This is a genomic window from Sorangium sp. So ce381, from assembly GCF_051473845.1.
Lineage (GTDB): Bacteria > Myxococcota_A > Polyangia > Polyangiales > Polyangiaceae > Sorangium > Sorangium atrum.
In genome coordinates, this window is the sequence record NZ_CP150336.1 from 7,079,236 (window position 1) to 7,102,907 (window position 23,672).

17 protein-coding genes are annotated in these 23,672 nt (G+C 69.6%); 12 read left to right on the forward strand and 5 right to left on the reverse strand.

Annotated features, from left to right (window positions below; genetic code table 11):
* Nucleotides 1-133 precede the first annotated feature (133 nt).
* Nucleotides 134-1,129: a zinc-dependent alcohol dehydrogenase family protein gene (locus WMF29_RS26390; protein ID WP_437322906.1), complete on the reverse strand. Its 996-nt coding sequence runs from the start codon at nucleotides 1,127-1,129 to the stop codon at nucleotides 134-136.
* Between the two features lie 874 nt (nucleotides 1,130-2,003).
* Between WMF29_RS26390 and WMF29_RS26395 the strand changes: the two genes are divergently transcribed.
* From WMF29_RS26395 to WMF29_RS26415, 5 genes are all read left to right on the forward strand, one after another.
* Complete coding sequence (locus WMF29_RS26395; protein WP_437322907.1) at nucleotides 2,004-2,660, forward strand: RNA polymerase sigma factor; 657 nt, start codon at nucleotides 2,004-2,006, stop codon at nucleotides 2,658-2,660.
* 453 nt (nucleotides 2,661-3,113) lie between these two features.
* A complete protein-coding gene (locus WMF29_RS26400; protein WP_437322908.1) occupies nucleotides 3,114-4,556 on the forward strand; it encodes a DUF1592 domain-containing protein in 1,443 nt (480 codons plus the stop codon).
* Between the two features lie 73 nt (nucleotides 4,557-4,629).
* On the forward strand, nucleotides 4,630-6,192 hold the full coding sequence (locus WMF29_RS26405) for a DUF1552 domain-containing protein (protein WP_437322909.1): 1,563 nt from the start codon (nucleotides 4,630-4,632) through the stop codon (nucleotides 6,190-6,192).
* Nucleotides 6,193-6,477: 285 nt separating this feature from the next.
* A complete protein-coding gene (locus tag WMF29_RS26410; RefSeq protein ID WP_437322910.1) occupies nucleotides 6,478-7,428 on the forward strand; it encodes an STAS domain-containing protein in 951 nt (316 codons plus the stop codon).
* Nucleotides 7,429-7,700: 272 nt separating this feature from the next.
* On the forward strand, nucleotides 7,701-9,089 hold the full coding sequence (locus tag WMF29_RS26415; protein WP_437322911.1) for a pectate lyase family protein: 1,389 nt from the start codon (nucleotides 7,701-7,703) through the stop codon (nucleotides 9,087-9,089).
* Nucleotides 9,090-9,117: 28 nt separating this feature from the next.
* On the opposite strand, the gene WMF29_RS26420 is transcribed toward WMF29_RS26415, so the two are convergent.
* Genes WMF29_RS26420 through WMF29_RS26430 form a run of 3 tightly spaced genes read right to left on the reverse strand, consistent with a single transcriptional unit; the run spans nucleotide 9,118 to nucleotide 12,134 of the window.
* Nucleotides 9,118-10,137 (reverse strand): hypothetical protein, encoded by a 1,020-nt coding sequence (locus tag WMF29_RS26420; RefSeq protein ID WP_437322912.1) that lies wholly within the window; start codon nucleotides 10,135-10,137, stop codon nucleotides 9,118-9,120.
* A 3-nt stretch (nucleotides 10,138-10,140) separates the two neighbouring features.
* Nucleotides 10,141-11,502, reverse strand: coding sequence for a FecR domain-containing protein (locus WMF29_RS26425; RefSeq protein WP_437322913.1), 1,362 nt, complete (start codon nucleotides 11,500-11,502; stop codon nucleotides 10,141-10,143).
* Complete coding sequence (locus tag WMF29_RS26430) at nucleotides 11,499-12,134, reverse strand: RNA polymerase sigma factor (protein ID WP_437322914.1); 636 nt, start codon at nucleotides 12,132-12,134, stop codon at nucleotides 11,499-11,501. The genes WMF29_RS26425 and WMF29_RS26430 overlap by 4 nt, the downstream gene beginning before the upstream one ends.
* A 136-nt stretch (nucleotides 12,135-12,270) precedes the next feature.
* On the opposite strand from WMF29_RS26430, the gene WMF29_RS26435 reads away from it, so the two are divergent.
* The 5 genes from WMF29_RS26435 to WMF29_RS26455 all read left to right on the forward strand — a co-directional run bounded on the left by WMF29_RS26435 (nucleotide 12,271) and on the right by WMF29_RS26455 (nucleotide 18,311).
* Entirely contained in the window at nucleotides 12,271-14,001 is a 1,731-nt protein-coding gene (locus WMF29_RS26435; RefSeq protein ID WP_437322915.1) for a pectate lyase family protein, read from the forward strand.
* Between the two features lie 216 nt (nucleotides 14,002-14,217).
* On the forward strand, nucleotides 14,218-15,465 hold the full coding sequence (locus WMF29_RS26440; RefSeq protein ID WP_437322916.1) for a pectinesterase family protein: 1,248 nt from the start codon (nucleotides 14,218-14,220) through the stop codon (nucleotides 15,463-15,465).
* 53 nt (nucleotides 15,466-15,518) lie between these two features.
* A complete protein-coding gene (locus WMF29_RS26445; RefSeq protein WP_437322917.1) occupies nucleotides 15,519-16,742 on the forward strand; it encodes a pectate lyase family protein in 1,224 nt (407 codons plus the stop codon).
* A gap of 400 nt (nucleotides 16,743-17,142) precedes the next feature.
* Entirely contained in the window at nucleotides 17,143-18,117 is a 975-nt protein-coding gene (locus tag WMF29_RS26450; protein ID WP_437322918.1) for a GAF domain-containing protein, read from the forward strand.
* On the forward strand, nucleotides 18,114-18,311 hold the full coding sequence (locus tag WMF29_RS26455) for a hypothetical protein (protein ID WP_437322919.1): 198 nt from the start codon (nucleotides 18,114-18,116) through the stop codon (nucleotides 18,309-18,311). The genes WMF29_RS26450 and WMF29_RS26455 overlap by 4 nt, the downstream gene beginning before the upstream one ends.
* 50 nt (nucleotides 18,312-18,361) lie before the next feature.
* Here the strand turns inward: WMF29_RS26455 and WMF29_RS26460 are convergent, their stop codons facing one another.
* The gene (locus WMF29_RS26460) at nucleotides 18,362-19,513 is read right to left on the reverse strand and encodes a hypothetical protein (RefSeq protein ID WP_437322920.1); all 1,152 of its coding nucleotides are present in this window, start codon (nucleotides 19,511-19,513) and stop codon (nucleotides 18,362-18,364) included.
* On the opposite strand from WMF29_RS26460, the gene WMF29_RS26465 reads away from it, so the two are divergent.
* On the forward strand, nucleotides 19,467-20,429 hold the full coding sequence (locus tag WMF29_RS26465) for a glycoside hydrolase family 5 protein (RefSeq protein WP_437322921.1): 963 nt from the start codon (nucleotides 19,467-19,469) through the stop codon (nucleotides 20,427-20,429). The two genes, WMF29_RS26460 and WMF29_RS26465, sit on opposite strands and share 47 nt — an antisense overlap.
* A gap of 909 nt (nucleotides 20,430-21,338) precedes the next feature.
* Nucleotides 21,339-23,252 carry a cytochrome-c peroxidase gene (locus tag WMF29_RS26470; RefSeq protein ID WP_437322922.1) on the forward strand — a complete coding sequence of 638 codons (1,914 nt, stop codon included), beginning with the start codon at nucleotides 21,339-21,341 and terminating at the stop codon, nucleotides 23,250-23,252.
* Nucleotides 23,253-23,672 lie beyond the last annotated feature (420 nt).

The window sequence follows — 23,672 nt, forward strand, 5'->3', positions numbered from 1 at the left end:
CCAACTACGTATCCGGACAAAGTTGGAACGAATACCAGGCTGCGCCTGAGTCACGCGTCGCGAGCGCATCGCCGACACGTCCCAGACAGCACACCTCCTACGGCTGATCGGCGCGGCGCTCGGGGAGCTGGGTTCACGTCGGCACGAGCACCGCTGCCCCCGAAAAGCGGCCGTTCCGCAGATCGTCGAGCGCCTCGTTGGCCGCCAGCAGCGGGTAGACGTTCACCTGCGTCCGCACGGGCACCCGCGGCGCGAGCGCGAGGAACTCCTCGCCGTCCCTGCGCGTCAGGTTCGCCACCGACCGCAGCACCCGCTCGCCCCACAGGATCGAATAAGGGAACGAGGGGATGTCGCTCATGTGGATTCCCCCGCAGACCACGGCGCCGCCCTTGCGTACGGCGCGCAGCGCGGCCGGCACGAGATCGCCGGCCGGGGCGAAGATCAGCGCCGCGTCGAGCTCCTCGGGCGGCGCGTCGAAGGAAGAGCCTGCCCACTCGGCCCCCATCGACAGCGCGAACGCGCGCGCCGCGTCGTCGCCCGGCCGGACGAACCCGAAGACGCGCCGACCCTCGAAGCGGGCCACCTGCGCAACGAGGTGGGCGGCGGCGCCAAACCCGTAGATGCCAATCCGCTCGGCGTCCCCCGCCAGACGCAGCGTCCTGTACCCGATGAGCCCGGCGCAGAGCAGCGGCGCGGCCGAGAGGTCCGGGAAGCCGTCGGGGATCGGAAAGCAGAAGCGCGCGTCCGCGACCGCGAGCTCCGCATACCCGCCGTCGATCTGGTACCCGGTGAAGCGCGCCCGGTCGCAGAGGTTCTCCCGCCCTGCGCGGCAATGCGCGCACACGCCGCAGGTCCAGCCGAGCCAGGGCACACCCACGCGCACGCCCGGCGCGAACCGCGGCCCTTCGCCCACCGCGGGCACCTCCTCGAGGACCTCGCCCACGATCTGGTGCCCCGGCACGAGCGGCAGCCTCGCGTCCGGCAGCTCGCCGTCGACCACGTGCAGATCGGTGCGGCACACGGCGCAGGCGCGCACGCGGAGCAGCACCTCACCGGGACCAGGCCGCGGAGCGGGCCGATCCTCCAGCACGAGCGGACTCTTCGGGGCTCTCAGGACGAGGGCGCGCATGGCTCCGAGCCGAGGTTTCCGAGCCGAGTGTATTGCAGCCAGCGCCCCCCGTCCCGTGTGTGAGCCCAGAAGATCGCCGAGCCCAGCCTGCTCGACGGGAAGCGACGCTATCCTGTGCCCTGACGTCCGCTGCCCGCTGCTCTTGACACGGCGCTCCGGAGGAGCCCCGCCAGCCGTGTCCTCCCCAGGGTTCGAGGAGCTCCGCGGTCCCACCGATAGGAGTTGACACTGCGCGTGTGAGCGTTCACAATCGGCCCTAGCGGGTATCCTTTCGCTTCCCCGCTGAAGGGGTCGGTACGCGCACCGAGACCTTCATGTCCCGAACGACATCGGCATGGATTCGTTCGGTCGTCGCGGATGCGAGTCACGGTGAGCTCAATCAATTGCCCGCGGCTGGAATCGCAGTCCTGGCCGGTAGCATCCTTTGTATAGCAGCGATTACAGCGGCGGTTCATCTGTTGAATAACATCGCTTTATCATCAATGTCTCCCTCTCCCCGCGCCTGACGCGCGGCGCTGTCATGTTGAAACCCGGCCCGCCTGAGGGGCCGTCCATGCCGCGCTCTCGAGAGGTTGAGCCAGGAACAGGGGGAGATGTTCCATGCGGATTGCAACCCCTCTCGAAGGGCGAGCTCGGAGCAGTAGATTCGGACGAGCGAGCCTCGCAATGGTGAAGGCGGCACCCCTCGGTGCATGGCTAGGTTCTGGTATCCGGGAGGCTCGCATAGGATGGATTTCTACGGCGGCGGCCGAAAGACCGATCCGTTCGCGCACCTCGACGCCTTCCTCGCCGCCTGCGACGGCTGCCGCGTCGATCTCATCGCGGCGCGTTGGCAGGCTTGCGACTGGCCGGCCCCCGTGTGTGGTACTGTATCTTGGCGAGCTCCGATGCACCCGGCGGCGAGGTGCAGCCCGTGACCGCCCGCGCCGCGGTCGCTCCGTCGACGCCTCCGCCCGCCGACGCGGTCTCCGCGGCGGGCGTACAGGCCGCGCCGCTCGACTTCGCAGAGGTGTACGAGGAGATCTTCCCCTTGGTCTGGCGGACCGTGCGCCGCCTCGTCGCGGACGCCTCCGCGCACGAGGACGTATGCCAGGAAGTGTTCGCCGTCGTGCACCGGCGGCTCCCGGAGTTCCGGGGCCGCTCGTCGCTGAAGACGTGGGTCTTCGGGATCGTGGTCAACGTCGTACAGGCGCACCGGAGAGCGCAGCGCCGGCAGAGCCCTGCCCACCGCGGGACAGGAGAGATCGTGGATCCCGAGCAGCTCGCGGGGCCGAGCGACCTCAGCCCCTACGAGGTCATGAAGAGGGCGGAGGCCGCGCGCGTGGTGCACGACCTCCTGGCGTCGCTCGACGAGGAGAAGCGCGTGGTGCTCCTCCTCGCCGAGCTGGAAGAGCTCCCGGCGTCGGAGATCGCGCAGGGGATCGGGGTCAACGTCAACACCGTGTATGCGCGGCTGAGGGCCGCTCGACAGGCGTTTTCCGACGCGGTGCACCGCCACCACGCCAAGATCCGAGGAGGCCGCCATGGATGAGCTGGGTGCTGGCGAGCGGGCGCTCTTGAGCGCCCCTTCGAGACGCGGACGAGCCGACCGACGAGGACAGGCGGTCGATGCGCGCGCCCGTGGAGGGCAGGCTCTGGCCGAACGCGCAGGTCGAGCAGGCGCTTGCCCGATGCCGATTGCCGCCGCCCCTGTATTCATACGACCCCCCGCGATCTTCGCGTTTATGCCCGCACGCGGTCGATTTGATCACGAAAACAGCGCGCTCCGGTCACAAGACGGAACTGCCGATTCCACACGCGGGAGCCGACGATGACATTCAGATTGGACCGAGTGTTCGCGAGTCCCTGGATTGCTGCCGGGGGATGCCTCCTGAGCATCTCGTGCACTGGCACCCTCGGGGGTGATGACTCTTCGGAGCAGAGTCCGGGGCAGACCCCGGACCAGGGTGCCGCCATCGCTGTAGACAGGATGCCTCTGCACCACATGACAGCGTCGGAGTACAACTCCACCGTCGCCCACCTCCTGGGAACGAGCCTGCGGCCCGCGGACGGATTCCCGGCCTTCGGCGCGAAGGGCTTCGACGCAAACGTCAACGCGCTCTCGAACCTCTCGCAGGTCCTGGTCCAGGGGTATTACGACGCCGCCAGGACGCTCGCCGAGGACGCGTTCTCGAACGAGGCGCAGCGCGCCAAGATCCTCGTGTGCGACCCGGCAGAGGGCACGGACGACCGGTGCGCACGCGAGATCATCGAGCGCTTCGGGCTGCGCGCCTTCCGGCGCCCGCTCGAGGCGGCGGAGGTCGACCGGTACGCGGCGCAGTACGACGACGCGCGGACCACCCTCGAGATGTCCCCGGTCGAGGCGGTGCAGCACGTCGTCCGGACGGTGCTGACGTCGCCGCACTTCATCCTCCGGATCGAGCTGGGCCCCGACTCGGCGAGATCGCCGGGCGCCCTCAACGGCTACGAGGTCGCGTCGCGCCTCTCGTACCTGCTCTGGAGCTCGCTCCCGGACGAGGAGCTCTTCGACGCGGCGGCGAGCGATGAGCTGGCCACCGCGGGCGAGCTCGAGCAGCAGGTGGACCGCATGCTGGACGACCCGAAGAGCGCCGCCTTCTTCCAGAACTTCTTCGGGCAGTGGCTCGGCACGCGCACGCTCCCCAGCCACAACGCCGACACGAGCCAGTTCCCGAACTGGAACGATGAGATGAAGAGCGCGATGCTCGACCAGGTCAACGAGTACTTCGCCGAGTTCACGACCGGCGGGCGGCCGTGGTCCGAGTTCCTCACGGCGCCCCACCCGGAGAGCCGGCTGATCGAGCCGCTCTATGCGAACGACCCCGAGGGCCTGCGCGAGGGGTTCCTCACGCTCCCGGCGTTCCTGACGCTGTCGTCCCGCGCCGACCGGACCTCTCCCACGTCCCGCGCGAAGACGATCCTGGAGCAGCTCTTCTGCGCGCCCATGGCGCCGCCCGCCAACGTGGATATCCCGGAGCTCGGCGCCGCGGACGGGGAGACGGGCGGCGTCACCAACGTGCGCAAGGAGCTCGAGAAGCACCGCGCGTCGCCCGACTGCGCGGGCTGCCACGACGTGCTCGACCCGATCGGGCTGAGCCTGGAGAACTTCGACCCGATCGGCGCCTACAGGACCCAGTACCCGAACGGCGACCCGATCGACGCGACGGGGGTGTACGAGGGCGCGGCGTTCGAGGACATCTCCGGCCTCGTGCCGGCGCTCGTGGAGGCCGCCCGCTCGGGGACGTGCCCCTCCGAGCAGCTCTTCAGCTATGCCCTGCGCCGGCGCCCGAGCGCCGGGGACAGGACGAGGATCAAGGAGATCGCCGGGCGTTGGGCCGGCGGCACGATCGCGGATCTGGCGAAGCAGGTGGTGACCAGCGATGCGTTCCGCCTTCGAGCGAAGGACTAGGCGCGGTGAGGCCGCACGCGTTGTTTCTGCACACGACGAGGCACGAAGGAGCGATGCGCACATGAAACGCTTGATGACACGCAGAAACTTGTTGCGCGGCGCGGGCGTCTGCCTGGCGCTGCCGTTTCTCGAGAGCCTCGCGCCGCGCAGCGCGCGCGGCGGTGAACCCGGCACCCCGAAGCGGTTCGTGCTCTGCACCTTTCCGAACGGGGCGCCCCATCACTGGTGGGAGACGGCCCCGGCGTTCGGAAAGACGCTGAAGGGCGCCGACTTCAAGCTGCCGAGGGTGCTCGAGCACTTCGCGCCGGTGAAGTCGAAGATGCTCATGATCAGCCGCCTCGGCAACTACACGTGGAGCACGGAGCAGCACCCCTACATCGAGCCTTCGCACTCGCGCCTCGGCGCGGCGCTCTCGACCTGCGTGGACGCCGATCAGCTGGGGAGGGAGGCGCGCCGGGACCTCGGCGAGTGGGTGGGGAACGGCGTCTCGGTCGACCAGCTCATCGTCCAGAAGGCAGGCCCGGAGCAGGCGACCCGCATCCCGTCGCTGCAGACGGGGCTCGGCGTCAAGCCCGGCTTCTTCGACCAGCGCAGCTACGCCTACAATCAGGTCCTCTCCTGGAAGAGCCCGAGCGAGCCGCTGAAGCGCTCGGTCAACCCGAAGGCGGTGTTCGACGCGCTCGTCGGCGCGGGCGCGGCGGGGTCCATGCCAGGGCAGACCGACGAGCAGGCGAGGATCGAGGCGGAGCGGCGCGCGGCGACCGAGAAGAGCGTCATCGACGGCGTGCTCGCGGACGCGAACTCGCTCATGAACCGGGTCGGCACCGACGATCGCAAGATCGTCCAGCAATACCTGGACTCGCTGCGCGAGATCGAGAAGAACGCGACCCGCGTCCAGTCGACGATGACCCCCTCGATGGGCCTTGGCTGCAGCCCGATCAGCCAGCCCGGCGTGGTCCCGGAGCCGCCGGGCCAGGCGGAGGGGCTCAACGAGAACGACAACACGGGAGCCGGCCCGTACAAGCACGAAGATCACGCGAAGGTCATGATCGACCTCATCGTCATGGCGATTCAATGCGACGTGACGCGCGTGATCACCCACATGCACGACGACATGCGCTCCGAGTTCGAGTACCGGTGCATCCCGGAGGACGTCCGCGCCAAGGTGGGACTCGCGTACAGGAGAGAGGCCAGCCTGCACTACCACTCCTCCCAGCACGCCGCCGGCAACCTGGACCGCGCGACCCAGAACGGCCAGTACAAGATCGTCACGCAGAGCAACCTCGACTACGCGGCGATCAACTGCTGGCTCAACCAGAAGAGCGCGCAGCTCGCGCAGCGGCTCGACGCGATCCCCGAGGGCGACGGCACGGTGCTCGATCACTGCGTCATGGTGCACATGAGCGAGATGCGCTCGCACGACCACGACGGGTACGACCTGCCCATCGTGCTCCTCGGCGGAGACGGCGTCTTCTTGAACGACGCGCACGTCGCCTACGACGCCCTCGGCAACGATCGCCAGCTCCGCGATCTGTGGTTCACCATCATGAACCAGTACTACGGCCTGGGCGTCACGTCGTTCGGCGAGGATCGCCGCGGCGTGAAGAACGCGCTCCTCGAGGAGATCCTGCGGTAGCGCGGTGACTCACGGCGACCCGCGCGGACGGTCATGAGCGCACCATGCCGGCAGCGCCCGGCCGCCGCGCGGAAAACCTGCAATGTTGATGGCTGGGACCCAACGTGGGCAAGCCAACGACTGCATCAAATCCATCCAGCCTGGCTTTCAAGTAGATCGCAGGCCTTCCTCTCGCCTATAGTTCATCACGCCTCGGACACACGGCGGTTCGCAGGAACACGTTTGTGGTGCTGGGCGCCGCGCAGCGGTGAGCGTGTGTGAACAAGCTGGCATGAGGGGAGCGCCATGAGCATGGATGGCCGACTCGATCCGAGCGACGCCTCGGCGCTGCGGGAGCGCGTCGTCCGCCTGGAGCAGGAGCTGGCCGAGCGCGAGCGGGAGCTGGCCGAGCACAGGCGCGAGATCGGGGCGCTGCACGAGCGCGAGGCGCAGCTCCTCGAGATCGAGGCGGAGCAGAAGCGGCTCGCCGCCGTGACGGAGAACAGCTCGGATTTCATCGGCATCGCCTCGATGGAAGGGGTCGCCCAGTACCTCAACGAGGCAGGGCGGGAGCTCGTCGGCCTCGAAGCGAGCGAGCTGCCGCGGGTGACGATCGGCAGCTTCTTCTTCCCCGACGATCTCCCCTACATCGAGCAGCACATCATGCCCGCGACGATGGAGCACGGCCGCTGGGTCGGGGAGTTCAGGTTCAGGCACTTCAAGACCGGGGCTGCGATTCCGGTCCTTTACAACTCCTTCCTGATCAGGGACCCGGAGACCGGGGAGCCCATGGCGCTGGCGACCGTGACGGCGGACCTCACCGAGCGCAAGCGCGCCGAGGAGGAGCGCGTCCGCCTGAAGGACGAGATGATCCGGCTCCAGGCCGCCATGCTCCGCGAGCTGTCGACCCCCCTGCTCCGGATCAGCGATCGGGCCGTCATCATGCCGCTCATCGGCGCGGTGGACTCGAGCCGCGCCGCGGCGGTCCTCGAGCGGCTGCTCCAGGGCGTCAGCGCCGAGCAGTCCAGGGTGGTGATCCTCGACATCACGGGCGTATCGAACGTGGACTCCCACGTCGCCGACGCGCTCATCCGGACGGCGAAGGCCGTGCGCCTGCTCGGCGCGCAGATGGTCCTCACCGGCATCCGGCCGGAGGTGGCGCAGATCCTCGTGGCGCTCGGCGTCGATCTGAACAGCATCGTCACGATGGGCTCGCTCCAGAGCGGCATCGCGTTTGCGTTGAGCCAGCCGCGTTGAGGTCGACGCGCCCGCGTCGGCTGAGCCCACTGGCAACACTGCGTGGGCCTCGGCGATATCGCGTGCGACGCAGTACGCCATCCTGCGCCGCGGGTGACGATTTCTGAAAGGTGAGCGGGAGCTCGATCAACTCCGGAGGCATGAAGACCTGGGCGCGAGGCCTGCCAGGCCGGGCGAGCATTTCTCGGCTGGCACTTTTTGCTCTGGGCGCAGCCGCGTGGGCGTGCTCTGAGACGCCGCACGACGGCTCCGGGGGCGGCGGAGCTCCCTCGATGGATCCTGCTGGCACGGGCGGAGAGGCGCCGGGCAGCGAGGCGTCGGGCAGCGACGCCTCCTCCGGGGTGACAACGGGAACCGGGGGGGCCGGCGGTGCGCCGAGCCCGGGTGTGGGCGGCGGCGCGCCGAGTCCGGGTGTGGGCGGCGGCGCTGGGACGGGCGGGTCGGGCGCCGTCGCGTTCGGGGCCTTCCCCGGCGCCGAGGGATTCGGGCGGATGGCCACAGGCGCCCGCGGCGGCGACGTCTACCATGTCACCAACCTGAACGATTCGGGGCCCGGATCCCTGCGGGACGCCATCAGCCAGCCGCATCGCACCGTGGTCTTCGACGTCGGCGGCGTCATCAAGATCGACTCCCGCCTTGTGTTCAAGAACAACCAGACGATCGCCGGGCAAACCGCGCCTGGCGGCGGCATCACCATTTACGGGAACGGCACATCGTTCTCCGGCGCCTCGAACACGATCATTCGCTACGTGCGGTTTCGCATGGGCAAGATCGGCGACTCCGGCAAGGACACCGTCACCATGGCCAATGGTCACGATGTGATCTGGGACCATTGCTCCCTGAGCTGGGGGCGCGACGGCACCTTCGATCTGAACCGGGAGAGCGGGGCGGAGCTCTACAACATCACGCTGCAAGACTCGATCGTCGCTCAGGGGCTCCAGACCCACAGCACGGGCGGCATCGTCAACACGAGCGCCACGTCGATCATCCGGTCCTTGTACATCGACAACAATTCCCGTAACCCCAAGGCCCGCGGGACGCTGCAGTTCGTCAACAACGTCGTCTACAACTGGGTCGCCTCGGGCTACATCCTGGGCGACACGAGCGGACGCTCGGACGGGGCGATGGTCGGAAACTACCTGATCACCGGCCCGGAGACGAAGGGCGGTACCCTGGACAGCCCCACGCCCGACTACCACCTCTATGCCGTCGACAACTGGTACGACAGCAACAAGGATGGTGTCCTGAACGGCCGCCTGCTCGGCCAAGGGGACTTCGGCTCGGTGACCTGGGAGGCGACTCCGAGCGTGGAGGTCCCCGACGTGCCCGCGATGAGCGCAAAGGACGCCTTCGACCACGTGATGAAGCACGCCGGGGCGTCTCTCTGGCGTGACCCGGTCGACGATTTCGTGATGGAAGAGCTCGCGTCCCTCGGGACCGACGGCGCCACGATCAGCGACGAGAAGAGCCTCGGCCTCCCCAACGCGGTTGGAGACATCCCGGGCGGCTCTGCGCCCAGGGACACGGATCAGGACGGGATGCCCGATGCGTGGGAGGTCTCCGCGGCGCTCGACCCCGGCGACCCGGAGGATCGCAATGGCGACCGCGACGGCGACGGCTGGACGAACCTCGAGGAGTACATCAACTCCCTCGTCCCGTGACGCCTCGAGGGCGGCTCGCCACGCGTCCTCAGAACGAGACCCCCAGGCTGAGCGTGCCCAGGGCTTGCGCGATGAGCGGAGCGGAGCGCTCCTCCTCGACGGCGATGACGGGGCGCGGCAGGAGCGTGAGACACGTGAGCTCGAGGCCGAGGCTCACGCTCGGATGAAAGAAGTACTGGACGCCGAGCCCCGCGTCCGCGGCGAAGCTGAAGAATTCCTCGCTGCGCCCCACGAGCGGCGGCTCGACATCACCGGTGGCCTGGAGATGGTAGGCGCCGATGCCGAGGAGCGGCCCCCATTCCCAGTGGAGATCGCCAGCTGCTTGCCCGAGGTTCCAGCTGGCCCGGAGGAGCGCGAGCTCCTGGCGCACCCGGGCGGCGCCGCCTGCTGCACGGAACTCGGCGCCAAAGAGGGGACCTCCCAGGAGCAGGCCGAGACGGAAGCGCTCGTCGAGGCGGGTGTGCGCCCCGATCTGCGCGCCGACGCCGCCGCCCACCGAAGGGGTGAAGAGGACGAGCCCTCCCGTGCGCACGTGAAAGCGGGGCGGCTCCCGGGAGAAGCGGAGCACCTCGGGGGCGGGCGGCTGGGCCTCGACGCCAAGCACATCCCGAGCGGGCGCCTGGCCCGAGCCAAGCTCGAGGAGGCTCGCGCGCAGGAGATCGACGGCGCGCACGGCGAGGAGCATCGGGCCATCGCTGGAGGGATCGATGAGGAGCTTGCGTGTGGTCGTCTTGCCGGTCACGCGGTCCACGATGCACACCTCGGCGGCCGTGCCGCTTCCGTCGCGCCGAAGCGCGACAGCCGCAAAGGCCTCGCTCTGCTGCGCCTTTTGCTCGAGCTCCTCGGCTCCGGGCGAGCGCGCAGCGCTCCCGAGCACGATGACCTCGAAGGACTGCAGCTCCAGCTCGGCAGAGAGCCGTCCGAAGGCCTCGAAGAGCGTGGAATCGCGCGGATCCGGTCGGACGACGAGCACGCGCTGCGCCCACGCCGCTCGAGGGCAGACGAGCAGCAGGAGCAGGACGAAAAGCGTTCGTGCCCGCCGGACCATCGATCAGGGCTGAGCGGCGAGCTGTCGAGCCGTCTTGGCGTGGACCCCGCTCGGATAGAGGCGCAGGTATTCTTGCGCCACCGCGCGCGCGGCGGCCGGTCCTTCGAGGCTCTGGACCGTGCGCATCTTTCCCGCGAGCGCTTCGGCGGCAAAGGCGCCGCCCGGCGCCTCGCGGAGCGCGGTCTCGTACCAGGTCCTGGCGCGCGCGGCGGCGCCGCGGCTCTCGTGAAGGCGCCCGAGCAAGAAGGCTGCGCGGCTCCCCGCGGTCGATGCGTAGCGCGCGCGCAGGGCGAGCAGGGCCTGCTCGGCGAGCTCGCTCTGCCCCACGTAGCGAGCGGCGTCGGCCAGGGCGTTCAGATCGGCGGCATCACAGGAGGTGAGGCAGCTCTGCGTGCCCCGCGCCTCGGCCTCCTGGACGACGCGCCGGAACTCGCCCTGGGAAACGAGCTTGCTCCAGGGCGGTCTGGCGCTCGGCGGGGCGACGAGGGGCGCCGGGGTTTCAGCGACGCTCGGCGCCGGGGGAGCAGCGGACTCCGGCGGCGGCGCCGCGACCTCGGCGTGCTGTCCCTGCGCTGCAGGAGGCGCGGGCTCGGAGCCTTGCGCCGCCGTGTCGGGGCCTTGCACCGCCGTGTCAGGGCCTTGCACCGCCGTGTCGGGGCCTTGCACCGCCGTGTCGGGGCCTTGCGCCGCCGTGTCGGGGCCTTGCGCCGTCGTGTCGCTGACGTGCAGGGTCCTCGCCTGAGCGTCCCCCACGAAGCGCTGCCCCGCGCGCACGCTCACGACCCCAGAGCCGGAGTAGCCCTCCACCTCGACCGCGCCCTCGCGCAGGATCACCTCGAGCCGCTCGCGATCGGCGTCCCAGAGCAGCTCGAAGCGCGTGCCCACCACGCGGACCACGAAGGGACCCGCGACGAAGCGCCAATCGCTGTGCCCGGTGTGCGTGACCTCGGCTTCTATCCGGCCGCGCTCGACCGAGATGCGGGCGCCGCGCTCGTTCTTGATCTCGTCGATGCGAAGCCGCGTCCCTGCCGCGGCCCGGATCCGCGTCTGATCGGAGAAGGTGATGGCGGCCGGGTGATCGACGGGCGCACGCACATAACCGCTCTCGTTCACCGCGCCCTCGACGACGTAATCGAGACCTCGCTCCGTTCGCCAGAAGAAGACGACGGCCATCAGCACGCTCGCGGCGAAGGCGAGCGGAGCCACCCAGCGAACGACCACCCGCGCCTTGCTCGCGCGAGCCTGCTCCTCGTCGACGCGGCGCAGGAAGGCGGCGCGCGCCTCGCGGCGCTCCGGCTCGCTCAGCTGAGCGGCTCTCTGCAGGAGGGCCGCGACGGGATCGAGCTGTCGTTCGGGTTCGCTCATGGCCAAAGTCCTTCACACCGGGACAGGAACTCCTGGAGGGCTGGCTCGCGCGCCTTGAGCAAGAACGCGCGCGCGCTCTCGAGCTCACGGCGCACCGTCGACTCGGACACGCCGAGCGCCGCCGCCGTCTCGAGCATTTCGAGGCCTTGCACGTGGCGCAGCACGAAGGCCATGCGCCGTCGCGTGCTCAGCTTGTCGAGCACACGGTGGAGGGCGCTGAGCACCTCGCGATGCTCGAAGTCGACGCGCGCGAGGGCGCGCTCGGGGAGCTCTCCGCTCGGGGAAAGGCCCACCCAGCGGCGTATCTTGCGCTTCCGGATCTCGAGCGCCGCCTGCCGCGCGGCCATGGACGCGAGATAGCCGCGAAGGGCCCCCCCGTCCTGGATGCGCGCGGCGCCCTGCATCAGGCCCAGGAAGACCTCCTGGACCAGGTCTTCGAGGCTCGTGTCGGGTCCGAGGGCGCCGTACAGCACACCTCGCACGAGACCCGAATACCTGTCCCAGATGACGGCGAGGGCCTCGCGCTCTCCGGCGGCGGCGCCGGCGACCAGGCTCGCGTCCGACCGCTTGTCGGCGGGGAAGCGGGCCAGGGTGGGTCCGGGCGGCGGGGCGGAGCGCGTGGGTTGAGCCACTCTCTCCTAGTTACTTGGGGGCGTCCCGACCCTCCAGAAAAATTCGGCCGCCGCCGGGACGCTGGATCGGAGCGGGCGACTCGGAGCATTTGGGTTGCGCTCTCGGACATCGCCCCCCAGCTTTGCCCTGTTCGCCATGCGCCTCCCCTGCCGCACCTGGCTCCTCCGAGTCGCCGCGCTCTCGGCCTTGGCCTGGGGGCTCTCCTGTGAGGACCGGCTCATCCAGACGGCCATCCGACCCCCGGAGAACGCGGGTGTCGGCGGCTCTCCTTCCCTCACGGAGCTCGCCTGCGACGGCGAGCCACCCGCAGCGGAGCTCCCTCCCGGGGCCGCCTTCGGAGAGGGAGAGGAGCTCGCGAGTTCGCCGCTCGTCAACACGAGCTACGGCGCGCTCGAGGGCCCCGGTCTCTCCATCACGGCGCGCGATACATTCCGCGTCTATGTGAACGGGGATCTCATCGCCGCGAGCGAATCGGCGCGCGCTCCGATCTTCGTGCCCCTCTCCCTGCTGCCGGGAGAAAACGTGATCGCCGTGAGCGTTCATGCTGCAGCGGGGACTCCCGCGGCGCTCGTCCACCTCGACGAGCTCGAGCGCAGCCATGGGAGCGGCAGCGACTGGAAGCTGAACACCGCGCCGGAAGGCGACTGGACCGCTCCCGGCTACGACGACAGCGGCTGGACGGCGGCGCGCGAGCTGGGGAGCGCTGGAGATCTGCCGGGCTGCGATCCGGAGGCTGCCTTCCCCGCGAGCACGGAGGCTCGCTGGATCGGGCCCGCGCCCGGGACGGGGGGGCCCATCGCCCTCCGGAAGGTGATACGGATCGACGCGATCGGCTTTGGCGAGGGCACCACGGGGGGCGCGGGGGCGACGCCCGTGCTGGTCTCCAGCTGGACCGAGCTCGACAGGCTCGCCCGCTCGGACGAGCCGGCCGTGCTCTTGCTCGCCGAAGGCATCCACGATTTCCGCCGCACAGGCTCGGAGGTCGAGGACATCGAGGTCTGCCCGAGCACCTGTTCGGAGGATCCCGAGAAGACGGTCTATCAGATCCTCACCGGGGATTCGACCTGCGAGCGCGCGCTCGTCGAGGCGACGCGGAACGATCGCGTCCTCCACTTCGGCTCCAACAAGACCCTCGTCGGACTCGGGCGCGGCGCCGCCCTGCCGGGCGTGAGCATGGCTCTCGACGAGAGCCAGAACGTGATCCTCCGCAACCTCGCCCTCTACGATGTGAACCCGCACCTGCGCGAAGCGGGCGACGCGTTCACGCTGACGCAACCTTCCAGGGTATGGATCGATCACACGACCGCCAGGTGGATCAGCGACGCCTTCGCCGACGTCCTCGCGGGCACGCGCGGGGTCACCTTCTCCTACGCCCACTTCGATGGCAGCAACGACGCCGAGTGCAGCGGCCGCGAGCGCTGGGCCTGCACGATCACCGACGCCGAGGTGACGATGCACCACTGTCGCTTCGATGAAGTGAGCACGCGCGCCCCCCTCGCCACCGGCTCCCTGGCGCGCGTCCACCTCTTCAACGATGTGTTCTCGAACATCTCGGACTGGGCGGTCGGAGCTTCCTGCGAGGGGCAGCTGCTGCTCGAGGCGAGCGTGTTCGAGAACGCCGAGGCAGCGACGCGGCGCTCGGACTGCAGCGACGGGACGGGCCGCGGGCGCATCCTGGCCGTCCCTGATTCGAACCTCTACCGCGACGAGAGCGACGTTCACCTGGGCGGGAACGGGGAGCCAGCCGACGACGTCTTCGAGCCCCCCTACGACTACGCGCCCGAGCGGGCGAGCGACGCGTTGCCCCAGGTGATCTCCCGCGCCGGAGCCGGAGGGCCCTGGGCCCTGCCGCTCGCACGCGAGTAACGAGGCAGCGCAGGAGAAGGCCGCCCCAGGAAGCGCAGCCCGCTCAGGCACCGCCGCGCGGCGCCGAGAGCGCTCCGCTCCACGCCTCGGGCGCGAGGCCCGAGGGCGGCTCCGCGAGGACCGTCCCTTTTTTTGGCGGGTCTGACCTTCCTCGAGCAACTCGCTCTCCTGAGGTGCACGTGATGCGCACCTGCTTCTGTTCCGGAGAACTTTCCTATGCCGCGTCCTCGCTTCTACCTGGCGCTCCCTTCCCTTCTCGCACTCTCTTGCTCCCTCGCGTGTTCGAGCGAGCAGGGCGCCGATGATCCGGCCTCGTCCGCCGGAGGTGGCTCGTCCGCCGCCTCCAGCGGGCAATCGAGCGGCACGACGGGCAGCGGCAGCGCGGCGTCGTCCGGCGGATCGGGAGGCCCTGGCGCCGGCGGCGCCGCCGGTGTGGGGACCGGCGGCGACGGCGACGGCGGTTCAGGGGAAGGTGGTTCAGGGGGCGACGGCGGTTCGGGTGAAGGTGGTTCAGGGGAAGGTGGCTCGGAGGGCGGCGATACGTCCGACTGCAACAGCGTGACGGGTGGAGCCCTCATCGAGGTGAACCGCGATGGTTCTGGCGATTTCACCTCGGTGCAGGCCGCGATCAACAGCGTCGCTAAATCGAACACGACGCCCACCGTCATTCGCATCGCCCCCGGGACCTACTCCGAGAAGCTCGTCGTCGACCGTCCCCACGTGACGCTCTGCGGCCAGACAGGTCGGGCGGAGACGACGGTGCTCACCTACGGTGACAACGCGAACACCTCGAACGGCGCGGGAGGCACGCTGGGCACGTCGGGGAGCTTCAGCGTCAATATCTCCGCGAGCGACGTCTCCGCCGAGAACATCACCTTCGCCAACAGCACGGGCCCGGGCGTGCAGGCCGTGGCCCTCCTCGTCACCGGCAGCCGCGTGCAGTTCCGCCATTGCCGGGCCCTCGGTTACCAGGACACCCTCTATGTGAAGGGCGGAACCCAGTACTTCAGGGATTGCACCATCGAGGGCAGCGTCGACTTCATCTTCGGCGGCGCCACCGCCGTGTTCGAGGACTGCACGATGCATAACGCCGCGGGCGGGTCGGCGATCACAGCGCCGAGCACGGACGAATCGACTCCTTTCGGCATCGTGTTTCTCGGAGGACGGGCCACGGCGGCCGGATCCGTAAGGTCCGGCTCGGTCGCCCTGGGTCGCAACTGGCGCCCTTACGGCGCGACCACCTACCTCGGGACCGAGCTCGGCGCGCACATCGCGCCCGTCGGCTGGGTCCGCATGGGCGACAACACGCTCGCGACGGCGCGCTTCGCCGAGCACATGACCACGGGACCCGGCGCGAAGCCGAGCCAGCGAGCCCCCGAGTCCAGCCAGCTCAGCGCGGCCGAGGCGGCGCGCTACACGGTCGAGAACATGCTCGCACCCTGGAAACCCACGTTTGCGGACTGAGAGCGCCTCTCGTCACCCTTCATCGATTGCGACCAAAGAAAGACCAGGACGCCATGAAGCAGAGCCGCGTCGCCTCCTTCCTCCTTGCTGTCTCTCCTCTCGGCTTCGCCTTTGCCTGCGGGACTTCAGGGTCCGGCGGCGCGGGAAGCGCTGCCTCGCTGGCAGGAGGAAGCGGGAGCACGAGCACGACGACGGGAGGTGAAGCGAGCGGAGGCGGCTCGGCGACCGGTGGAAACCTGGATCCTGATGGCGTGGGTGGCGGCGGCTCGGCGACCGGCTCCGGGGGTTCGGGCGGCGGCGAATCGAGCGCCGGTTCGGGTGGCACGGACGGCGGTACCGGAGGAGCGGACGGCACGGTCGACAGCGCGGGGTGTCCCCTGACGCTGGAGGGCTTTGCCAGCGTGAGCGGCGAGGGCCAGGACGGGACCTATGGCGGACGAGACGGCGCGGCGGTCACCGTGACGACCCAGGCCGATCTCGAACACTACGCCGGCGCGCCCGAGCCCTATGTGATCCGGGTCCAGGGAAAGATCACGATGTCCCCCAAGGGCAAGGAGATCTCTGTCGCGTCGGACAAGACCATCGTGGGCGTCGGCGCGACGGCGGAGATCTCCCAGGGGGGGTTCTTCCTGGGGGTCGGAGTGCACAACGTCATCCTGCGCAACCTGACCATCGGCGACACCTTCGTCGAAGGAGACTGGGAAGGAAAGACGCAGGACTTCGACGGGATCCAGATGGACACCGCCCACCACGTCTGGATCGATCACTGCCATTTCCACCACATCGGCGACGGCATGATCGACAGCCGCAAGGACACCTCGTACCTGACCGTGTCCTGGAGCATCCTGAGCAACCACAACAAGGCGTTCGGGATCGGCTGGACGGAGAACCTGACCGCGCAGATGACCATCCATCACAACTGGTTCCGCGACCTGAACCAGCGCAATCCCAGCACGGACAACGTGCTCCGCGCCCATCTCTATAACAATAGGCTCCAGCGCATCGGCTCCTACGGCAACTACGCGCGCAACCGCACCAACATGGTGCTCGAGAACAGCGTGTTCGACACCGTGAAGAGCCCTCATTATTACGACGAGGGCACGCTGGTCGCCGCGGGGAACATCTACCGTTCCACGACGGGGACCAAGGAGTCGACCGGATCCACGTATTCCTTCTTCGATCCGAGCGAATTCTACGAGTACTCCCTCGATCCCGCCGACGAGGTCGAAGCGCTGCTCACCAGGTGCGCAGGCCCGAGATCCGAGCTCGGCCTCTGAGCCGCGGGAGCGCGACGAGGCAGGGGACGATCGAGGCCGCCCGCGGGATCGAGGAGACGTTTGATGGAGTGACGTTTCGACCGAGCCAGCCGGAGCGCGCCGCTCCTGCTACTCGGTCACGATCGTGATGGCGTTGAAATAGACCATGACCCCGGTCTTCGACCCCGCGTCATTTGAAAAACCCGACAGAGGATCGATCGCGATCCGCGCCAGGCCGGGACAGCGAAGCCGCCGGCCCGCAGGTGGACGCCGGTGGGGTCGTGTTTCCTGGAGCACCGAGCCGATGAAGCGCCCGCGGGGGCACCTCGAGGCGCCAGGTTGCGGTAAGATCGTGGGCCGGGCGCAGGCATGGCGGCGCTCGCGGTCGAGCCCGCCATGTCGCCCCGGCAAGAGCACCCCCATGGCCGATTTGAACGATCCCGCGCGCCTCGCCGAGCTGCACCACGTGCTGCTGCGCGACGACGCGGACGCCATCCTGGACGCCTGCGTCGAGCGGGCGGCCGAGCTCGCCCGGGCGCCGATAGCGCTGGTGAGCCTGGTGGTCCGACACATCCAGCTGTTCCGCGCGCACCGCGGCTTGCCACCCGACCTGGGCGTCAGCTGCGCGACCTCACGGAGCAGCTCGTTCTGCCAGCTCGTGGTGCGCCACGAGGAGCCGCTCGTCGTCGAGGACGCCGTTCACGACGAGCGCGTGCCCAAGGAGCTGGTGGAGCGTTACGGCATCCGCGCGTACGCGGGTGTGCCGGTGCGGGTGCGCCGGCACGTGGTCGGTTCGCTCTGCGTGCTCGACCTCGTCCCGCGCACCTTCGAGCCGGGCGTCATCGAGGGCCTCAAGCGGCTCGCCGCCGAGGCCGGCGCGCGGCTCGAGGCGCTGGAGAGCGACACGCCGCCGCCGAGCCGCACCGCGAGGGAGCGCCTCGCCCGGTTCGGGCAGACCGCGCGTGCGCTGGAGCGCGCGCTCATGGCCATCGCTCCCGTGATCGCCGAGGCGCAGCGCGCGGCGGCGACGCTGCCGGAGGCGCCCCAGATCGCGCCGAGCCCGGACGATCTGCGCGCGGCGGTCGACTGCTACCGGGACATGTTCGGGATCGCGGCCGAGCTGGCCGACGACGCCGTGGCCCTCTCGCGCTCCGCTCCGGCCGAGGCCGCGTCCGAGCTCGCGCAGGCGACGCGGTCCCTCACGCGGGACATGGTCGAGATCAACCCGCTCGTCCGGCTCGCCGAGAGCGTTCTCGGGGGCACGCTCGACGAGGGCATCGCCGCGAGGGCGGCGCACGTCGTGCGGGACGCGTTCGCGGCGCACGAGACCGCGACCGCCGCGGTGCGCCGGATCATCACCACCGTCGAGCGGGCGCGGACAGCGGAGGCGTGGTGAAAGGCCGAGCGTACCAGCTGCTCCGCTCCTGTCTCGGCGACAAGGACCCTCCGAACGCGCGCGACGCGTTCATCTATGCGCGGGTCATCATGCGCGCGCGGGTCGTGCCCGAGGAGATCACGCCGACGCTCGACGACCCCGACGTCGAGCGCCGGCTGGAGGGCGCGCTGCAAGACATCCTCCGCCGCGCGTAGAGCGGCGGTCACCCGCTTCGGATACGGGCCCACCTCGACGTTTTCGGTGCTCAGCGCACCGGAGTGCGCTTCCGCGCCGAAAACGCCGATCTGGGCCCGTCTCCTGTGCGGGAGACCGCCGCTCTGCTGTGCATGGTGCAGAGGGGGGCGGAAGAGGGGCCGCCGGTCCCTCGCGCCGGCAGGCTCCGAGAGAGACGCCCACGAGAGAGGGGCAGCGTGGTCCCGCGAGGGAGCGTGCGGATCGCGCATCGTGCAGATCGCGCGTCCAGGCGTGCATGGCTCGGTAATTCTCCCACTTTCACCTTCACCCGTCGCGCCGGGCCTGCTATGCAGCGGGTCGCCTTCTTTGCCGATGTCCTTGCTTGACGCCCGCGATAGCGGCCGGGCGCGCCGTTCGAGGCGCCTTCCTTGGAGAATACGATGAGCCATGACTTGACCCCTGGACTGTTCACCGGGCCGAAGTGGACGCGCGGCCTTCTGCAGCTCGCCTTGCCCGCGATGGTGCTGCTCGCTTGCGGAAGCCCGTCGGGAGACTCGACATCAGGGGGCGGCGACGCATCGACCGTGGCGTCGGCGTCGACCTCCTCGAGTGGCGGCGTCGATGCGACGGCCTCGGCCTCCTCGGGCGGCCATGGCGGCTCGGACGGCAACGGCGGCTCAGGCGGCAACGGCGGCTCGGGCGGCAATGGCGGCTCAAGCGGCAACGGCGGCTCAGGCGGCAATGGCGGCTCGGGCGGCAACGGCGGCTCGGGCGGCGACGATGCGTCGACCGTGGCCTCCTCGTCGGCCTCCTCGGGCAGCGGCGGCGATGCCTCGACGTCGGCCGTGGCCTCCTCGTCGGCCTCCTCGAGCAGCGCCGGTGGCATGGGTGGCGGCGATGCCTCGACGTCGGCCGTGGCCTCCTCGAGCAGCGCCGGCGGCGCGGGCGGCGGCGATGCCTCGACGTCGGCCGTGACCTCCTCGTCGGCCTCCTCGAGCGGTGCCGGCGGCGCGGGCGGCGGCGATGCCTCGACGTCGGCCGTGACCTCCTCGTCGGCCTCCTCGGCCAGCGGCGGCGCGGGTGGCGGCGATGCCTCGACGTCGGCCGTGACCTCCTCGTCGGCCTCCTCGAGCGGCGCCGGCGGCATGGGTGGCGGCGATGCCTCGACGTCGAGCGTGACCACCACCTCGAGCGCCACGAGCTCCACCACCTCGACCGGCACGGGCCCCCTCGCGAGGACGCCGGTGGAGCGGCACGGCCGCCTGAAGGTGATGCGCAACCGCGTCGTCGACGAGCACGGGGAAGAGCTCCAGCTCAAGGGCATGAGCATGTTCTGGAGCGTGTGGGAGGGCGAGAAGTTCTACAACGCGTCCGCCGTCGGCACGCTCGTGAACGACTGGGATGTGACCGTCATCCGCGCCGCGATGACCGCCAACACATCGGGGCTCGGCTACGTCAACAACCCGGACGCGGAGAAGCGGAAGGTCAAGGCGATCGTCGACGCCGCCATCGCGAGAGGCATCTACGTGCTCATCGACTGGCACGATCACGACGCGATCCGGAACAAGGAGGCCGCGAAGCGCTTCTTCCGGGAGATGGCGATCGAGTACGGCGATGAGCCCGCCGTGATCTTCGAGGTGTTCAACGAGCCCGACACCGAGACCTGGGAGCAGGTGAAGTCGTATGCCGAGGAGGTGATCCGGGAGATCCGCGGCGCCGGCTCCGACAACCTCGTGATCGTCGGGTCGCCGAACTGGTCGCAGGACGTGGACGTCGCCTCCAGGAACCCGATCACGAGCTACGACAACATCGCCTACACGCTCCACTTCTATGCCGCGACGCACAAGGATGCGCTGCGCACCAAGGCGAGGACCGCGCTGTCCGCGGGCCTCGCGCTGTTCGTCACCGAGTGGGGCACCTGCGCTTCCAGCGGCAACGGCGCGCTGGATCTCGCCGAGGCGCAGCGGTGGCTCGACTTCATGGCCAGCAACAGCATCAGCTGGCTCAACTGGTCCGTCGTCGATAAGGCCGAGTCCTGCGCCGCGCTCAGGCCCGGAGCGAGCGCCGGCGGCCCGTGGTCGGATGGCCAGCTGACCGAGTCGGGGCAGTGGGTGAAGCAGAAGATCCAGGCGCCTTGACGCGGGAGGCCGGCCGAGGGGCGCCGTCGAGGACGGGGGCGCTCCGCCCGGGTCGATCGCGCGGCGACACGTCGCCTCGGGCACGGACAGCGAAGCTCCCGCGGCGCGCTTCCCATTCCTTCGAGGCCTCCTCGAAGACCAGAGTCTAGCCCTCTCGCCTTCGCCTCGATCACCAGGCGATCCGGGCTCGATCGGCTCACTCCTGCGCTTCCTCATCGACGACATTGCCCGAACTCGGTCGATGAGTCAGGGTTTCGGCGACGCACACGGCCGCGCCTGTTCGGCGCGGTGACGGCGCGATGAAGGGATATGTCCTGTCCCTTCATCCCACTTCGTCCGGTCCTCGACAGAGGCCGTCTTCTCCCTCGAATCCCCCGCGCGAGCCGGTGCGCTCGCGACACGAGGAGACGCCCGGCCGAGACGAGGCAGGACGAGACGTCGATGCGCGCCCTGGACACGCGCTGTCTTTCTGAAGATCGGATGGCTTGAAGAGACTCGAACGATGCCGGGCGGAACCCCGTCGAGCGTCGGCGCTCGCGACATCCGCTCATCGCAGGACGGACGAGCATGCCGGCGACCCGCGGTGTCCCGCGAGGACGCTGGTGCGCGCCGCCTGTCATTCACTCGCGCAGCAGCGAAGGAGGCTTCCTCGTGATGGTTAGAGCTCGTTCTGAAGACCCGCGCACGGGCGGGATCGGGGCGTGGATCGTCAGCGTCCTGATGGGTCTATCGTCAACCGCCGGCTGCTTGCCCCAGGGACACGAGCTTCCGTGCTCGGGATGCGGAAGACCCGGACCGTCTTCGTCGCTCGGGGGCAGTGGGCCTTCGTCGCTCGGGGACGGCGGCTCATCGTCGCTCGGGGGCGGCGGGTCTTCGTCGCTCGGGGATGGGGGGTCTTCGTCGCCTGTCATGCCAGGGAGCGGTGACTCGCCGCCGTCGGATCCGCCGGACGACGGCGCGACGCCCGCGCCGGCCGCTCCGCCGCCGTCCCTCGGCTCGCTCCGAGGCGTCCCCATCCCCGAGCCGAGCGAGCTGTCCCGGTACGTCAAGAGCAGGGAGATGGCCGTCGCCCTCGGAAAGGCGCTGTTCTGGGACATGCAGGTCGGCAGCGACGGCGTGGCGTGCGCGACATGCCACTTCCACGCCGGCGCAGACCACCGCAAGAGAAACCAGATCAACCCCGGGCTCAACAACCAGGATCCCGAGCGGCGCACGCGGTTCGAGGCGACGAGGTCGGACGGGAAGGGCGGACCGAACTACGCGCTCGTGGCGAGCGACTGGACCTTCCGCCGCGACTTCCCCGCAGATGCCGACGACGTCATCTCTTCGCAGGGCGTGTTCCACGCTCGATTCAACGGCATCGTGCCCGGGAGCGCGAAGGACGACTGCACGCTGCTGCCGGACATCTTCCAGGTGCAAGGGGTGAACGTGCGGCGCGTCGAGCCGCGGCAGACGCCCACCGTCATCAACGCGGTGTTCAACTTCCGCAACTTCTGGGACGGACGCGCGAGCAACCATTTCAACGGAGTGAACCCGTTCGGCAAGCGGGATCCGGACGCCGCCGTCCACGCCGTGCGCGACGGCATCCTGGTCCCCGAGAAGGTCGACCTGGAGAACTCGAGCCTCGCATCTCAGGCCGTGGGACCGCCGATCAACCCCTTCGAGATGTCGTGTGAGGGGAGGACGTACGCTGATGTCGCCGCGAAGCTCTTGCCGCGCAGGCCGCTCGCTGACCAGATCGTGGACCCCACGGACAGCATCCTCGGCGAGCTCCGCGATCCGAGCGGGAAAGGGCTCGCTCGGTCCTATGGGGAGCTCGTCGAAGGGGCCTTCGTGGACGCGTACTGGCGGTCGGACCAGCGCGTCGGCGATCGGTCGCTCGTGGAAGCGAATTTCTCGCTCTTCTGGGGTCTCGCCATCCAGCTCTACGAGGCCACGCTCGTGTCCGACAACAGCCGGTTCGATCGCTTTGCCGAAGGGGACAGCGCCGCCCTGAGCGACCAGGAGCGCGCGGGGCTCGCGATCTTCCAGGGCAAGGGCAGGTGCATCAACTGCCACCATGGCCCCGAGTTCACCAGCGCCGCGACCCGCCTGCAGCGCGAGGCGCAGGTGGGCGGTTTGATCTCGCGGATGCGGGTCGGGAACGGCGGCGCCGCGCTCTACGACAGGGGCTACTACAACATTGGCGTTCGGCCGACCGAGGAGGACATCGGCGTCGGAGGGGTCGACCCCTTCGGTCATCCGTTCTCGTTCACGCGGCAAGGGAAGCTGCTGGCCGAGGGCGAGGACGCCCCGGATGGTTTCCGCATCGAGCCGGCGTCGTTCGAGGTCGATCCAGGAGTGCCGATCGCGCCGGGCGAGCGCGATACGATCGACGGCGCCTTCAAGGTCCCGACGCTCCGGAACGTCGAGCTGACAGGCCCGTATTTTCACAACGGAAGCGCGCTGACGCTGCGGCAAGTCGTCGAATTTTACAACGCTGGCGGCGGCCGGCGAGAACGGGAGGGCGGCGACACGACCGGGTTCGGGCCCAACGGGACGAACCTCGCTCCGAACATTCAGCCGCTCGGGCTGACGGAAGAGGAGAAGAAGGCGCTCGTGGCGTTCCTGGCGACGCTCACGGACGAGCGGGTCCGGTTCGAAGAGGCGCCGTTCGATCACCCGCAGCTGTTCGTCGTCGACGGTCACTTCTGGAATGAATGGACCGTGGTGGATGACGGCACGGGGCGTGCTCGCGAGAAGGTCAAGGAGGTCCCGGCGGTCGGCGCTGCAGGGCGCAAGCCGAAGGACCTCCCCGGGCTTGCGCCTTTCAACCCGCTCTGAGCGCCCTGGCGCGGCGGCGATCCCAACCTGGGTGGCGGCGATCCTAACCTGCGGCGATCCTAACCTGGGTCGGGTCGCCTCAACCTGTGGAGATCCCAACCTGGGTCGGGTCGCCTGCGGGTCGCCTCAACCTGCGTCGGCTCACCCTCAACCTGGGCCGGGTCGCCTGGTCGCCTCAACCTCGGTCGGGTTGGAGATCTTTGGAGATCTCAACCTGGGCCGGCTCGCCCTCAACCTGGGTCGGCTTGACCCCAGCGATCCCGACCAGCGATCCCGACCCGGGTTGGGTCGCTCTGCCGCCTCAACCTGGGTCGGGTCGCCTCAACCTCGGTCGGGTCCGCCTCAACCCGGGTCGGCTCCCTCCTCGCCCCTCAACCTGGGTCCGGCCGCCCCTCCCCTCTCAACCCGGGTCGGCTCCCC

Bases quoted from the DNA above. Each gene is read 5' to 3' on its own strand.
- WMF29_RS26425 (WP_437322913.1), bottom strand. From the start codon at position 11,502: ATGAGCGAACCCGAACGACAGCTCGATCCCGTCGCGGCCCTCCTGCAG.
- WMF29_RS26470 (WP_437322922.1), top strand. From the start codon at position 21,339: ATGCCAGGGAGCGGTGACTCGCCGCCGTCGGATCCGCCGGACGACGGC.
- WMF29_RS26390 (WP_437322906.1), bottom strand. From the start codon at position 1,129: ATGCGCGCCCTCGTCCTGAGAGCCCCGAAGAGTCCGCTCGTGCTGGAG.
- WMF29_RS26420 (WP_437322912.1), bottom strand. From the start codon at position 10,137: ATGGTCCGGCGGGCACGAACGCTTTTCGTCCTGCTCCTGCTGCTCGTC.
- WMF29_RS26435 (WP_437322915.1), top strand. From the start codon at position 12,271: ATGCGCCTCCCCTGCCGCACCTGGCTCCTCCGAGTCGCCGCGCTCTCG.
- WMF29_RS26405 (WP_437322909.1), top strand. From the start codon at position 4,630: ATGACACGCAGAAACTTGTTGCGCGGCGCGGGCGTCTGCCTGGCGCTG.
- WMF29_RS26400 (WP_437322908.1), top strand. From the start codon at position 3,114: ATGACAGCGTCGGAGTACAACTCCACCGTCGCCCACCTCCTGGGAACG.
- WMF29_RS26445 (WP_437322917.1), top strand. From the start codon at position 15,519: ATGAAGCAGAGCCGCGTCGCCTCCTTCCTCCTTGCTGTCTCTCCTCTC.
- WMF29_RS26415 (WP_437322911.1), top strand. From the start codon at position 7,701: ATGGATCCTGCTGGCACGGGCGGAGAGGCGCCGGGCAGCGAGGCGTCG.
- WMF29_RS26410 (WP_437322910.1), top strand. From the start codon at position 6,478: ATGAGCATGGATGGCCGACTCGATCCGAGCGACGCCTCGGCGCTGCGG.
- WMF29_RS26450 (WP_437322918.1), top strand. From the start codon at position 17,143: ATGGCCGATTTGAACGATCCCGCGCGCCTCGCCGAGCTGCACCACGTG.
- WMF29_RS26440 (WP_437322916.1), top strand. From the start codon at position 14,218: ATGCCGCGTCCTCGCTTCTACCTGGCGCTCCCTTCCCTTCTCGCACTC.